We start from the raw sequence: 13,500 nt of genomic DNA on the forward strand, positions 1-13,500 counted from the left end.
TTACAGGGAGATGCTCCAGTTGCCCAGCTGATCCAGAATGGGGATGAGCCGCTTGCAGGGCTCGGTGATGCTGTATTCCACCCGCACCGGTACCTCCAGATACTCCATGCGGGTGACCAGCTTGTCCTCCTCCAGCTCCCGCAGGGCGTTGGCCAGCACGGTGTTGGACACCCCGTCCAGCGTCTTTTTCAGCTGGTTGTACCGGGTGGGACCGTTGTTGTACAGAGAGCACAGGATCTGCATCTTCCATTTGCCGCCGATGAGGGACAGGGCGTGGTTCAGGGGGCAGGTCTCCATACAGGGACAGTTTTCATGCTCCACAGGTCAGTTCCTCCTTACCTGGTACGAAATTTCTGCGTTCTTGCACTGGGTGAAGATAGGTACTATAATACTACCAGGTTGTAAAAATGAAAAGTGTTTTTTAGGAGGAATTTCCATGCCGCCCTATCTGACCGGCCTCGGTATCGGCCTGGCCTATGTGGCCCCCATCGGAATGCAGAACCTGTTCGTCATCAACTCCGCCCTGACCCAGCCCCGGCATAAGGCGCTGCTGACCGCCCTCATCGTGATCTTCTTTGACGTGACCCTGGCGCTGGCCTGCTTCTTCGGCATCGGCGCGCTGATGGAGCACTTCACCTGGCTGCAGATGGTCATTCTGCTGGTGGGCGGCGCCATCGTCATCTGGATCGGCATTGGCCTGCTGCGGGATAAGCCCACCATGGACAACAACGTGGATGTGAACATCTCCCTGCCCCGCGTGGCGGCCAAGGCCTGCGTGGTCACCTGGTTCAATCCCCAGGCCATCATCGACGGCACCATGCTGTTCGGCGGCTTCCGGGCGGGCAACCCCGGCGGGGTGAGCACCCAGCTGATCCTGGGCTCCTCCACCGCCTCCTTCCTGTGGTTCTTCGGCATCACGGTGCTGATCTCCCTCTTCTCTGCCCGCTTTAACGATAAGATCCTGCGGGTCATCAACGTGGTGTGCGGCATCGTCATTATCTTCTACGGCTGCAAGCTGATCTGGCAGTTTTTCCAGATTGTCCTGTAAAGAAACAGAGGGGCCGCTCCCAATGGGAGCGGCCCCTCTGTGCTTTGTTTACTGATTGCGTACCAGGTTGACCAGCACCTGGGTCATCTTTTCCAGAGCCTCCGTGGGGATGTACTCGTGGACGCCGTGGAAGTTTACACCGCCGGTGCACAGGTTGGGACAGGGAAGGCCCATATAGCTGAGCCGGGCGCCGTCGGTGCCGCCCCGGATGGGTACCTCCAGGGGCGTGACCCCCACCGCCTCCATGGCGGCACGGGCTCGGAGGATGAGGTACATATGGGGCTCGATCTGCGCCCGCATGTTGTAGTAGGAGTCCTTCAGGTCCATCTCTACCGTGCCGGCACCGTATTTGGCGTTCAGGTAGTCCACTACCCGGGTCAGGCAGGCCTTGCGGGCCTCGAAGCTGGTCCGGTCGTGGTCGCGGATGATGTAGGAGAGGGTGGCGGTGGTCTCGTCGCCCGACATCTCGCACAGATGATAGAAGCCCTCGTAGCCCTCGGTGTGGGCGGGGGTCTCGGCGGGAGGCAGCATGTTCACCAGCTCCACGGCCATAAGGATGGCGCTCTTCATCTTGTTTTTGGCGGAGCCGGGGTGGATGTTCACGCCGTGAACGGTGATCTGGGCGCCGGCGGCGTTGAAGTTCTCATACTCCAGCTCGCCCAGCTCGCCGCCGTCCACGGTGTAGGCCACCGCCGCGCCGAAACCGGCCACATCGAAGTGGTCGGCGCCGCTGCCCACCTCCTCATCGGGGGTAAAGCCCACGGCGATGCGGCCATGGGGGATCTCGGGGTGGAGGGTGAGATACTCCACGGCAGACATGATCTCGGCCACGCCGGCCTTGTCGTCGGCGCCCAGCAGGGTGGTGCCGTCAGTGACGATCAGGTCCTGGCCTACATACTTGGCCAGGCTCTCAAAATCGGCGGCTTTCATCAGGATCTGCTTTTCCTCGTTGAGGACGATGTCGCCCCCCTCGTAGTGGACGATGCGGGGCTTCACATCGGCGCCGGGGGCGCTGGGAGAGGTGTCCATGTGGGCAATGAGGCCCACGCAGGGGATGCCCTCACAGCCGGGGGTGGCGGGGAGCCAGCCGTAGACATAGCCAAACTCATCCATGTGGGCGTTGTGCAGGCCCAGGGCGCTCAGCTCCTCCGCCAGAGCGGCGCCCAGCACCTTCTGCTTTTCGGTGGAGGGGACGGTCTGGCTGTGCTCGTCGGACTGGGTATCATAGGTCACGTACTTCAAAAAGCGTTCCACAGCGTTCATGTTTCTACGTCCTTTCCGCCGGGACCCGCCGCTTTCTCTTGACGGGGACCGGGCAATGGAATACACTGAAATCGTAACAAACATTGTACCACAAGAGGAGAGCGATTTCCATGGTAACAACGCAGGAATTTACCTTTCCCTCCAGCGACGGGGTCCATCTGGTGGGGGCCACCTGGTGGAGAGATGAGTCGGAGCAGCCCCGGGCGGTGGTACAGCTGGTCCACGGCATCTCGGAGTATATCGGCCGCTACGACGCCTTTGCCCGCTTTTTGGCCCAGCACGGGTACTGGGTGGTGGGCCACGACCACCTGGGTCATGGCCGTACGGCGGCGGACCCCTCGGAATACGGCTGGTTTGCCGACAAGGACGGCTGGAAGTATGTATTGAAGGACACCAAGACCCTCAGACGTCTGGCGGGAGAGGCCTGCCCGGAGGCGCCCTACATCATCATGGGCCACTCCATGGGCTCCTTTGTGGTGCGGGGCTATCTCAGTTTCTGGCCGGGGACGGTGGACGGCGCTATCCTGTCGGGCACAGGGCAGGAGGCCCCTGCCAAGGTGAATGCGGGGCTGGCCCTGTCCTCGCTGCTGATGAAGACCAAAGGTCCCCGGGCCCACAGCAAGCTGCTGGACAGCTTGTCGGTGGGAGCCTATAACCAGCAGTTCAAGCCCACCCGCACCGGGGCCGATTGGATCTCCCGGGATGAGGCGGTGGTGGACGCCTACTGTGCCGACCCCCTGTGCCGGTTCCTGCCCACCGTCAGCATGTTCCACGATATGATGCACGGGCTCAACCTGCTGGCCCGGAAGAGCACTCTGGCCCGGCTGGACCCGGACACGCCGGTATACTTCTTCGCCGGAGACAAGGACCCGGTGGGCCAGCAGGGCAAAGGGGTTAAAAAGGTGGCCCGCTGGTTCCGGGAGGCCGGGGTGAAGGACGTGACGGTACGCCTCTACCCGGAGGGCCGCCACGAGATGCTCAATGAGACCAACCGCCAGCAGGTCTATGAGGATGTGCTGGCCTGGCTGGAGGGGCATCTGCGAAAGAGAGCATAACAAAAGCGGCCGCGCTGTGCGCGGCCGCTTTTTGGTTGGGATCAGCCCGGAGGCCAGGTCATATCCCGGCCCGCCAGCACATGGAAGTGCAGGTGGTGGACCGACTGGCCCGCCTGCTCTCCGCAGTTGGACACCACCCGGAAGTCGGTGATGCCCTGCTCCTTGGTCACCTTGGAGATGACCTCAAAGATGTGGGCCACCACACCGGCATTGTCGGGGGTGATCTCCCCGCAGGAGCCGATGTGAGCCTTGGGGATCACCAGGAAATGGGTGGGCGCCTGGGGATCGATGTCATAGAAGGCAAAGACCTGATCGTCCTCGTAGACCTTGTTGGACGGGATCTCCCCGGCGGCGATCTTACAGAACAGACAGTCGCTCATAGCAGGACCTCCTCATTTGTCAAGCTGGGTCCAGTATAGCACAGAAGGAGAGGCTTGTCATGTCCCGGAAACGAAAAAAGGACCGCCCTGCAGGGCAGTCCTTTTTCTATTGGTCAATCACACAGCGCGGGTGACCTTACCCGAACGGAGGCATCTGGTGCACACATAAACGTGCTTGGGCGTGCCGTTGACGATCGCCTTGACGCGCTTCACATTGGGCTTCCAGGGACGGTTGGTACGGCGGTGAGAGTGGGACACCTTGATGCCGAAGACAACGCCCTTGTCGCAAAATTCACATTTGGCCATTCGCTTATACCTCCTCGCTCGTCAGGATACGCTTATAAAAGCATCGAACGATATGATAGCAGATGTTTTGAAAAAATGCAAGTGTTTTTTTCAAGATATTCCGCTTTTTTCGTTAGACCGGCACCAGCAGGCTGTCCAGGTAGTCCCAGTCCATCCCGCCGGCCACCTGGTAGGCCTGGTGGAAGGAGGGGGCATTGACCAGGTAGGTGTAGGCCATATCCTCCTGCACGGTCAAATGGACCCCCTTGTTTTCAGGGCCCAGAAAGGTCATGGACAGCCACCTGCCGTCGGGGGGATAGTCATATGAACCCAGCACCGTCCGCAGCTCCAGCCCGCCCAGGTAGTCCAGAAGGGCATCCTGATCCCCAATTTTGCACTCCATCCCCTCTCTGTCCTGAAAACGGTAAATGCTCTCGATCTGGCAGGGATTGGAGGCCGCGGGCGGGAGCAGAAGGTCCCGTCCGCTTCCTCTGCCATAGGACAGGGTGATCCAGCCGGAGGTGAGCATCAGAGCGGCGATGGCCAGCCCTGCCACCCACCCGTGGATTCCCCGATAGGCCGGGTGGAGCACATGGCGCAGGCGGTAGCGCAGGGCAGAGGCGGAGGCGGACAGGCAGGTGGTGAAGCCGGACTGCTCCTCGGCGGTGGACAGCAGCAGCCGGGCGTATCCCTCGCCGCCTGCCTGGCCGATGTGGTCCAGTACCTCCTGGTCGCAGCTCAGCTCCAGCTCCTCCGCGCCCCGGTCCATGGCGCTCCATACCAGGGGGTTGAACCAGCACAGGGCGGAGCAGAAGGTAAGAAAGAATTTGGCAGAGCTGTCCGCCCGGCCGATGTGGATCAGTTCATGGCGGAAGATGAGGGCCAGTTCCTCCTGGGTGTAGCTCCGCTGAGGCAGCACCACACGGACGGTGGAGGCAAACAGGCCGATGGACAGGGGCGCGGAGACGGCAGGGGAGAGGACCGGTGCATGGCAGCGGTCGGGATATCCCGCCCACTGGGCCAGCTCCTGCCACAGCAGGACGGTCTGGGAGTCGGTAATGGTATGGGCGTCCTTCAGGATGCGCCGCCGGAATCGCAGATGGGAGAAGATCTTCCACCCCAGCACGCCCACAAAGCCCGCCAGCCACACCCAGCAGACGGCCTGAAAGGCCCAGGCCGACAGGGGGACCGGGATGATCACCAGGGGGCGGGGAGGCTGGCTGGATGCATTGAGGGCCAGATAGAGGTAGTTGGGCAGCATCCACAGAAACACGCAGGTCTGAGGCTGGAGATACCGGCGGAGCAGGGGGAGCAGCAGGAGCATCGCGCCGTCGTAGAACGCCAGCTGGAGAAAAACCTGGGACAGCGTGCCCAGCAGGGTGTTGAAGCCGCCGTGGCTCAGCGTATAGGGGAGGAAGGGCAGAAGGACCAGAAAGAACAAGGGGAGAGTGCCGTAGAAAAACAGCGGGCGGAATCTGGTCTGATTCTTTTTGGGGCGGAGAAAGTCGGGGGGATCTGCTGTTCTGTAGAGTACCCAGGTGACCGCAGCGCCGAAGATCAGGGCAAAGCTCAGCCGCCAGACCAGCCAGTCGTTCATAGCCGGTCCTCCTCCAGCAGCTTGCGGAGCTCTTCCAGCTCCTCCCGGGTGAGGCCGCTGTCGCACAGGGCGGCGGCGAAGGCGGGCAGACTGCCCCGGCACACCTTCTGGACAAAGGTGCGGCTCTGGGCGGCCAGATAGTCCTTTTGAGCGATGAGGGGGGTGTAGTAGCTTTTGCGTCCCTGCTTTTCAATTTGAAGGAAGCCTTTCTCCCCCAGCCGGGTGAGCACCGTCAGCAGGGTGGTGACCGCCATGGGATGGACGCTCTGGAGTACCGCCTCGATGTCGGCGCGGGAGGCCGGCGGCGTGCAGGACCACAGGGCCTGCATGACCTCCAGCTCGGCGTCGGGCAGACGTCGGATGGATTTCATAGGCTCACTCCTCTACAATTATAGTACAATATTATTCTACAAAGATAGAAATACTTTGTCAAGTGGGGCGGGAGCCTTTTCGGGGAAATTTTCCTGCCGGTTGCAAATGAGTTGGAGAAAATGGTATAATAGCATAAAATACATTGGTCAGGAACAGAGAAAAGCAGCCAGGAGGTAGAGACATGGAGAGCTTATACACCGTCAAGCTGGGCGAGCTGATCAAGCAATTCAAACTGGAGGTGCTGCGGGGCGCGGCGGGCTATGAGGATCAGGCCATCCGCACCGAGGACGTGAACCGCCCCGGTCTGCAGCTCACCGGCTTTTTTGATTATTTTGATCCCCATCGGCTCCAGGTCATCGGCAAGGTAGAGGACACCTACCTCTCCGGCCTGACGCCGGATCAGCGGCGGGAGAGCTTTGAGCTGCTGCTGAGTCAGGACATTCCCGCTCTCATCCTCTCCCGGGGCATCGAGCCCTTCCCGGAATGCATGGAGATGGCCGAGAAGTACAACCGGACGGTGCTCCGCAGCCAGGACACCACCAGCGTGCTCATGAGTACCATCATTGCCTCCCTGAAGTCCTATCTGGCTCCCCGGATCACCCGCCACGGCGTGCTGGTGGAGGTATACGGCGAGGGTGTGCTGCTGCTGGGCGAGTCCGGTGTGGGCAAGAGCGAGACCGCCATTGAGCTGGTGAAGCGCGGCCACCGCCTCATCGCCGACGACGCGGTGGAGATCAAGCAGACCGTCACCGGCGGTCTGGTGGGTACCGCTCCTGAGCTTATCCGCCACTATATCGAGCTGCGTGGCATCGGCGTCATCGATGTGCGCCGCCTGTTCGGTATGAGCGCCGTCAAGGAAGAGAGCGAGATCGACATGGTCATCAACCTGGAGCAGTGGAAGGACGGGACTATGTACGACCGGCTGGGACTGGAGAATCTGTACACCACCATTCTGGACGTGCAGGTGCCCTCCCTGACCATCCCGGTGAAGCCGGGCCGGAATCTGGCGGTCATCATCGAGGTGGCGGCCATGAACAACCGCCACAAGAAGATGGGCTATAATGCCGCTCTGGAGTTCACCAAGCAGATCAACGAGCACTTTGACCAGGCCATGAGCGCCCAGATGAACAAGTAAACGGTAGATCGGGCCCGCCGCAGAGGTCCGGGGGGGAAGCCTCCGGACCGGCCTGCGGCGGGCTTTTGCGCAAAGGATGTGACCCTTTTGACCTTTTTGTCTCTGCCCTTTCTCTGCTTTTTCCCAGTGACGGCCCTGGGCTATTTTCTGCTGCCCCGGAAGGCGAGAAATGTGTGGCTGCTGCTGGCCAGTTGGTTTTTCTACCTGTGTGCCAAGACGGTGTACCTCACCCTGCTGCTCTTTGTGATCCTGACCTCCTATGGGGCGGGTATCGCCCTGGGGAGAGAGAAAAAGCGCCCGGTACTGGTTCTGTGCCTGCTGACCGATGTGGTGCTGCTCTTCCTCTTTAAATATGTCAACTTTGCTCTCTCCCTGGCGGCTGGGGTACTCCGGGGCGTGGGGGTCTCCTGGAACGCGCCGGTGCTGGACATTGTGCTGCCGGTGGGGATCTCCTTCTACCTGTTCCAGGCCATGGGTTATGTCATTGATGTGTGGCGGGGCAGGACGGAGGCCCAGCGGAGCTTTCTGCTCCACGCCCTTTTCCTCTCCTTCTTTCCCCAGGTGGTATCCGGCCCCATCGGCCGGGCAGAGGAGCTGACCCCTCAGTTTCGGGAGCCCCACCCCTTTAACTGGGACCGGTTCCGGCAGGGGCTGCTGCGGTTTCTGTGGGGCGCGTTCAAGAAAATGGTGCTGGCTGACCGGCTGGCGGTACTGGTGAATACCGTCTTTGGGGCGCCGGAGTCCTACGGGGCGGTGCAGGTGATGGGGGCGGCGGTGGCCTTCTCCTTCCAGATCTACTGCGACTTCTCCTCTTACACCGATATGGCCCTGGGGGTGGCGGACAGCATGGGCTTCACCCTGCGGGAGAACTTTGACACCCCCTATTTCTCCCGGTCCATTGCGGAGTTCTGGCGGCGGTGGCATATGTCTTTGTCCACCTGGTTCCGGGACTATCTCTACATCCCATTGGGAGGTTCCCGTCGGGGGACTGCCCGGAAGTACCTCAACGTGCTTATCGTCTTTGCCCTCAGCGGCCTGTGGCACGGGGCGGCCATGACCTTTGTGGTGTGGGGCGTGCTCAACGGCCTCTATCAGGTGGCGGGAGCAGTCACCGCGCCCCTGCGGGCGGGCGGATACCGGCTGCTCCGCATCAGGGAGGACGGGCCCTTCCGCCATGGGGTACAGGTGCTGATCACCTTCCTGCTGACCACGGTGGCCTGGGTGTTTTTCAAGGCCAGCTCCCTGTCCAATGCCTTTGACGTACTGGGCGGGATGTTCCGGGGGCCTCTGTGGGTCCGCCTGAGCATGGGGCTGGACCGGTGGGAGCTGCTGGCGGCCGCCGCCGGCCTGCTGCTTCTGCTGGTGGTGGACCTGCTGAGCTGCCTGCACAACCTGCGCAAGGCCTACCTGAAGCAGCCCCGGCTGGTGCGGTGGTGCGTCCTGTGGGCCCTCCTGCTGGGCTGCCTTATCTTCGGCAGCTACGGAGCGGGCTATGACGCCCAGGCATTTATGTACGGATTCAGCTTTTAAGGGGGGGATGGACAGATGAAACGCCTGCGCAAGGGAAAGAAATGCTTCTTTGTCCTTCTCTTCCTGCTGTTGACGGCGGTGCTGGTCAACTTTGTCTCCGACGTGCTGCGGCCCGCCCAGGTCACCTACGGCTCCACCTGGAGCGCCTTCCGGGCGGAGCCCAAGGACAGCCTGGATGTGATCTATCTGGGCAGCTCCTTTGCCTACTGTGATATCAATCCCTCGCTGGTGTATGACGCCTCCGGCCTGACCGGCTACGTCATGGCGGGGGGTGAGCAGCCCCTGTCCATCACCTACTGGTATCTGAAGGAGATCTTCCGCACCCAGTCTCCCTCTGCCGTTGTGCTGGAGGGCACCTCCCTCTATTTTAAGCGGTACCAGAATTACACCCAGCAGAATGTGAGCCAGATGCCATTTTCGGCCAATAAGCTGGGGGCCATCTTTACCGCCGCCGAGCCGGAACTGCGCACCGGCCTGCTCTTTGACCTGTCTCTGTACCACGGCCGTTGGCAGGAGGTGGGGCGCAGCGATCTGAAAAAGGCGGTCATACCCATCCGGAAGGACCACTACAAGGGCTATACTCCGGTGGAGGGGGTGCTGGAGGGCGTGGGCCAGACTCCGTCGGAGCAGGGCCGCGTCGTATCGGAGGAGGACTATGCCGCCAGCCTGGAGTGGCTGGACAAGATCCTGGACCTGTGCCGGGAACACGGCGCTCAGCCCATCGTCACCTTCAATCCCAGCTATACCCGCTGCACCAAGGAGCAGTATGGCCGCAACGCAGCGGACATTCTGGCGCTGGACAGCGGAGTACTGGTGTACAACTGGACGGACAGCTTTGAAGAGATGGGCCTGATCCCCACAGAGCACCTCTACGACGGCGGCCACCTGAATCGGGAAGGGGCGACTGTCTTTTCCGCCTGGCTGGGCCGCTTCCTGACCGATGAGGTGGGGCTGGTCCCCCGGGCCCAAACGGCGGAGAATGCCGCTGCCTGGGAGGAGAGCGCCGCCTGGTGGCGGGAACAGAACGGAAACTGACCTGAAAAACCTCCGGCTTCGGCCGGAGGTTTTTGTCACGTTTGGCCCGGCTCAGGTGTATTCCAGGTGAACGCGTTCCAAAACACAAGGCAAGGAGGGAGGACCATGGAGGGGGGAGACAGGGAGGCGCTGGCCCGGCGGCTGGTGGAGACCTGCTCCGACCAGCTGCTGCGGGTGGCGTACTCGCTGCTGAATTCCGTGCCTGACGCCCAGGATGTGTGCCAGGAGGCATTGCTCAAAGCGCTGGACCATTCCGGGCAATTTGAGAGTCAGGAGCACGAGCGGGCCTGGCTGATCCGGGTGACCGTCAATCTGTGCAAGAATCTGCGCCGCAGTCCCTGGCGCACCCGGACGGTGGGATTGGATACGGTGGCGGAGCAGCCGGCCTTCCAGCCCCGGGAGGGCGGCGTGCTGGAGGAGATCCAACAGCTGCCCGCCAAATGCCGGGAGGTGCTGGTGCTCTATTACTATATGGGCTATGACAGCAACGAGATCGCGGACATGCTGGGCATCCGGGCGGACGCGGTGCGGGCCCGGATGAGCCGGGCCAGACAGAAGCTGAGATTGGGATTGGAGGTACAGGGCTATGGCAAGCTATCGGGATGAGCTGGAGGAACTGAAATTTTCACAAGAGGAAAAGACGGAACTGACCCGCCGCATGGCAGCGGGGCGAGCAGAGACAAGAGAGCGGCGGATGCGCCTGCCCTACCGGGGCCTGGTGGCCGGGGTGGCGGTGGTCTCCCTGCTGCTGGGCGCGGCGGGAGCCGCCTCCCTGGCGGGAGTGTCTCCTGCCTTCCGGACCTTCTTCGGCATTACCGACCAGGTCCAGGCGGAGCAGCTGGGTGCCCAGCAGTTGGATCTGGTCTTTGACGATCAAAGAGGCTCGGGTGCCTCCATCACGGTAAAGGAAGTGGTGAAGGACCAGGAGAAGGTCTATGTTCTGATGGACTTTACCGCCCCGGAGGGGACAGTACTCCCGGTGCCGGAGGAGACGGCGGACGGCCGGAACTTTTGGCTGGGGGAGGAAGAGGGAGACTGCTCCGCCGCCTTTTATGGAGATGAGGACTGCACCCAGCGGGTGGACCCCCGCAGCTGGAGCTGGGGCTTCCGGGCGGTGGAAGACTCTGACACCACCGATGGGGTGATCCCCATGATGCTCCAGATCACCTCAGATGAGACTCTGCCGGAGGAGGCGGCCTGGCTTCGGGTCACCCATCTGGCCAACCTCTGGGTGCTGGAGAACGGGGAGGAGACCCGGGTGCTGGAGGGGATGGACTTTGAGCTGGTCATCCCTATTGAGACCACGGCGGAGATCTATTCCTTTGAGGGGCGCTGCGGCGTTGCTCTGAACGGGACGACCTTGGCCACGGTGGAAAACCTGACGATCTCTCCGGTGAGCGTGGCCATGGACCTGGTGATCCCCGATGGGGAGGACTATGACGAGGCCTTTGCCCAGCAAGGGCCCTGGCGGATGTATGTACTGCTGGAGGACGGCACTGAGGTGCAGACCCGGTTTGAGAAGGGCAGCGGCGTACAGGATACATTCTGTGACGCCGAGGGGAACGCCTTCTTCCGTGCCGATCACGTCCGCTTTGAGCTGGAATCTCCCATCGACGTGGCCCGGATCAAAGATATCGTCTTTGTGGGCGACAACAGCCAGCTCTATGAGGAGGGGAAGGAGGACGCGGTCATTTACTTTGCGTTCAGCCCCCACGCCTTCCGCAACGAGACCTATTGGAATACGGTCAACAGTCAGTGGAAGCAGCAGTAACTCTGTAAAAAAGAGCCCGGAGGGATCCGGGCTCTTTTTTCTGTGCAGAATTGAAAAAAACCTTGCAAATTGGGAAACACTGTGATATTATATCCGGGCATGATTACGCACACCCGCGGACGGGGGGCCAGGTGCTTCCGCTTGGAGGTTGGCCGGCTCCGAATGAACCGGGTGGAGGAATCAACAATTAAAGGAGGAATTTTTACCATGGCAGTCGTATCTATGAAGCAGCTTCTCGAGGCGGGCGTCCACTTCGGTCACCAGACCCGTCGCTGGAACCCCAAGATGGCCACCTATATCTACACTGAGCGCAACGGCATCTATATCATCGACCTGCAGAAGACCGTGAAGAAGCTGGAGGAGGCCTATAACTTCGTCCGTTCTCTGGGCGAGTCCGGCCAGACCCTGCTGTTCGTGGGCACCAAGAAGCAGGCTCAGGAGGCCATCAAGGAAGAGGCTGAGCGTGTTGGCATGTACTATGTGAACGCCCGTTGGCTGGGCGGCATGCTCACCAACTTCAAGACCATGCGCGGCCGCGTGGAGCGCCTGAACCAGCTGAAGAAGATGCAGGAGGACGGCACCTTCGACATGCTGCCCAAGAAGGAAGTCATGAAGCACCTGGGCGAGATCGCCAAGCTGGAGAAGTACCTGGGTGGTGTTGTGGAGATGAAGAAGCTCCCCGGCGCTCTGTTCGTCGTTGATCCCCGCAAGGAGCGCAACGCTATCAACGAGGCCCGCAAGCTGAACATCCCCATCGTGGCTATCGTGGACACCAACTGCGACCCCGACGAGATCGACTACGTGATCCCCGGCAACGATGACGCCATCCGCGCCATCAAGCTGATCTCCGGTGTGATGGCCAACGCCATCCAGGAGGGCAAGCAGGGCCAGGACGCCGCTGAGGAGACCGAGAAGACCGAGGCTGCTGAGTAATTTACTGGAGCAAAGGACAGGAGCGCCCGCCCGCGCGGGCGGACGCTCCTTTTTATAATTGAGATGGAGGTAATGTGATCATGGCAATCACTGCAAAAGACGTACAGGCTCTGCGCGAGATGACCGGCGTGGGCATGATGGACTGCAAGAAGGCTCTCACCGAGGCCGAGGGCAACATGGACAAGGCTGTTGAGATCCTGCGTGAGAAGGGTCTGGCTGCTTCCCAGAAGAAGGCCGGCCGCATCGCCGCCGAGGGCATGGCTTACGCCGCCGTCATCAACGGCATGGGCGTGGTGGTCGAGGTCAACGCCGAGACCGACTTCGTGGGCAAGAACGAGAAGTTCGTGGACTTCGTCAAGGGCGTGGCCGCTGTGGTGGCCGCCAACAAGCCCGCTGACCTGGACGCTCTGATGGCTCTGCCCTTCGGCAACGGCCGCACCGTGCAGGAGGAGCAGCAGGAGATGGTGCTGGTCATCGGCGAGAACATCAAGGTCCGCCGCTTTGCCTTCTTTGCCGAGGGTATCTCCGTGCCCTATATCCACGCTGGCGGTAAGATCGGCGTGCTGGTCAACCTGGAGACCAACCTGACCGCCGAGCAGGTGGAGACCGTTGGTAAGGACGTGGCCATGCAGATCGCCGCTCTGAATCCCCGCTTCTGGGACAAGAGCCAGGTGGACGACGCTACCCTGGAGGAGGAGAAGAAGATCCTCCTGGTCCAGATGGCCAACGATCCCAAGATGGCTTCCAAGCCCGACAAGGTGAAGGAGGGCATCGTGGCCGGCAAGCTGGGCAAGTTCTACAAGGAGAACTGCCTGCTGCAGCAGGAGTTCGTGAAGGACAACTCCATGACCGTGGAGCAGTATATCGCTTCCTCCGCCAAGGCTCTGGGCGGCACCATCACCCTGAAGGACGCTGTGCGTTTCGAGAAGGGCGAGGGCATCGAGAAGAAGCAGGAGAACTTCGCTGAGGAGATCGCCAAGCAGCTGGGCAAGTAATTGTGTACTTGTCCCCCCGCAAACAAGCACATTGTCCCTAAATAATGACTCACAAAAGAGTCCGAGGAAATTCGTTTCCCCGGGCTCTTTTTTTATTTATT

General features: G+C 61.1%; 15 protein-coding genes. 9 read left to right on the forward strand and 6 right to left on the reverse strand.

Going from position 1 to position 13,500, the window contains the following annotated elements; translation table 11 throughout:
* Positions 1 to 297 carry a helix-turn-helix domain-containing protein gene (locus tag B5G34_RS08210; protein WP_087336229.1) on the reverse strand — a complete coding sequence of 99 codons (297 nt, stop codon included), beginning with the start codon at positions 295 to 297 and terminating at the stop codon, positions 1 to 3.
* A gap of 139 nt (positions 298 to 436) precedes the next feature.
* Here B5G34_RS08210 and B5G34_RS08215 point away from each other — a divergent pair, with 139 nt between their 5' ends.
* Positions 437 to 1,048 carry a LysE family transporter gene (locus B5G34_RS08215; RefSeq protein ID WP_087335986.1) on the forward strand — a complete coding sequence of 204 codons (612 nt, stop codon included), beginning with the start codon at positions 437 to 439 and terminating at the stop codon, positions 1,046 to 1,048.
* A 48-nt stretch (positions 1,049 to 1,096) separates the two neighbouring features.
* Here the strand turns inward: B5G34_RS08215 and pepT are convergent, their stop codons facing one another.
* Positions 1,097 to 2,311 carry a peptidase T gene (gene pepT / locus B5G34_RS08220; RefSeq protein ID WP_087335988.1) on the reverse strand — a complete coding sequence of 405 codons (1,215 nt, stop codon included), beginning with the start codon at positions 2,309 to 2,311 and terminating at the stop codon, positions 1,097 to 1,099.
* Positions 2,312 to 2,421: 110 nt separating this feature from the next.
* On the opposite strand from pepT, the gene B5G34_RS08225 reads away from it, so the two are divergent.
* Positions 2,422 to 3,366 carry an alpha/beta hydrolase gene (locus B5G34_RS08225; RefSeq protein ID WP_087335991.1) on the forward strand — a complete coding sequence of 315 codons (945 nt, stop codon included), beginning with the start codon at positions 2,422 to 2,424 and terminating at the stop codon, positions 3,364 to 3,366.
* Between the two features lie 41 nt (positions 3,367 to 3,407).
* Here the strand turns inward: B5G34_RS08225 and B5G34_RS08230 are convergent, their stop codons facing one another.
* The 4 genes from B5G34_RS08230 to B5G34_RS08245 form a co-directional block, all read right to left on the reverse strand.
* Positions 3,408 to 3,746, reverse strand: a complete 339-nt coding sequence (locus B5G34_RS08230) for a histidine triad nucleotide-binding protein (protein ID WP_087335993.1) — start codon at positions 3,744 to 3,746, stop codon at positions 3,408 to 3,410.
* A 117-nt stretch (positions 3,747 to 3,863) separates the two neighbouring features.
* A complete protein-coding gene (rpmB, locus tag B5G34_RS08235) occupies positions 3,864 to 4,052 on the reverse strand; it encodes a 50S ribosomal protein L28 (protein ID WP_087188236.1) in 189 nt (62 codons plus the stop codon).
* A gap of 112 nt (positions 4,053 to 4,164) precedes the next feature.
* The gene (locus B5G34_RS08240; protein WP_087335995.1) at positions 4,165 to 5,628 is read right to left on the reverse strand and encodes a M56 family metallopeptidase; all 1,464 of its coding nucleotides are present in this window, start codon (positions 5,626 to 5,628) and stop codon (positions 4,165 to 4,167) included.
* The gene (locus B5G34_RS08245; RefSeq protein WP_087335997.1) at positions 5,625 to 5,999 is read right to left on the reverse strand and encodes a BlaI/MecI/CopY family transcriptional regulator; all 375 of its coding nucleotides are present in this window, start codon (positions 5,997 to 5,999) and stop codon (positions 5,625 to 5,627) included. The genes B5G34_RS08240 and B5G34_RS08245 overlap by 4 nt, the downstream gene beginning before the upstream one ends.
* 182 nt (positions 6,000 to 6,181) lie before the next feature.
* Here B5G34_RS08245 and hprK point away from each other — a divergent pair, with 182 nt between their 5' ends.
* The 7 genes from hprK (at position 6,182) to tsf (ending at position 13,399) form a co-directional block, all read left to right on the forward strand.
* Positions 6,182 to 7,135, forward strand: coding sequence for an HPr(Ser) kinase/phosphatase (gene hprK, locus B5G34_RS08250; protein WP_087335998.1), 954 nt, complete (start codon positions 6,182 to 6,184; stop codon positions 7,133 to 7,135).
* An 87-nt stretch (positions 7,136 to 7,222) separates the two neighbouring features.
* The gene (locus B5G34_RS08255) at positions 7,223 to 8,665 is read left to right on the forward strand and encodes an MBOAT family O-acyltransferase (RefSeq protein WP_087336000.1); all 1,443 of its coding nucleotides are present in this window, start codon (positions 7,223 to 7,225) and stop codon (positions 8,663 to 8,665) included.
* A gap of 15 nt (positions 8,666 to 8,680) precedes the next feature.
* Positions 8,681 to 9,700, forward strand: coding sequence for a hypothetical protein (locus tag B5G34_RS08260; RefSeq protein ID WP_087336002.1), 1,020 nt, complete (start codon positions 8,681 to 8,683; stop codon positions 9,698 to 9,700).
* A gap of 105 nt (positions 9,701 to 9,805) precedes the next feature.
* A complete protein-coding gene (locus B5G34_RS08265) occupies positions 9,806 to 10,306 on the forward strand; it encodes an RNA polymerase sigma factor (RefSeq protein ID WP_087336004.1) in 501 nt (166 codons plus the stop codon).
* Positions 10,287 to 11,471 carry a hypothetical protein gene (locus B5G34_RS08270; protein WP_087336007.1) on the forward strand — a complete coding sequence of 395 codons (1,185 nt, stop codon included), beginning with the start codon at positions 10,287 to 10,289 and terminating at the stop codon, positions 11,469 to 11,471. The genes B5G34_RS08265 and B5G34_RS08270 overlap by 20 nt, the downstream gene beginning before the upstream one ends.
* A gap of 207 nt (positions 11,472 to 11,678) precedes the next feature.
* Positions 11,679 to 12,404 (forward strand): 30S ribosomal protein S2, encoded by a 726-nt coding sequence (gene rpsB / locus B5G34_RS08275; protein ID WP_087188242.1) that lies wholly within the window; start codon positions 11,679 to 11,681, stop codon positions 12,402 to 12,404.
* An 80-nt stretch (positions 12,405 to 12,484) separates the two neighbouring features.
* A complete protein-coding gene (gene tsf, locus B5G34_RS08280) occupies positions 12,485 to 13,399 on the forward strand; it encodes a translation elongation factor Ts (protein ID WP_087336009.1) in 915 nt (304 codons plus the stop codon).
* Positions 13,400 to 13,500: the final 101 nt, after the last annotated feature.

Source organism: Flavonifractor sp. An82 (assembly GCF_002159265.1).
Lineage (GTDB): Bacteria > Bacillota > Clostridia > Oscillospirales > Oscillospiraceae > Flavonifractor.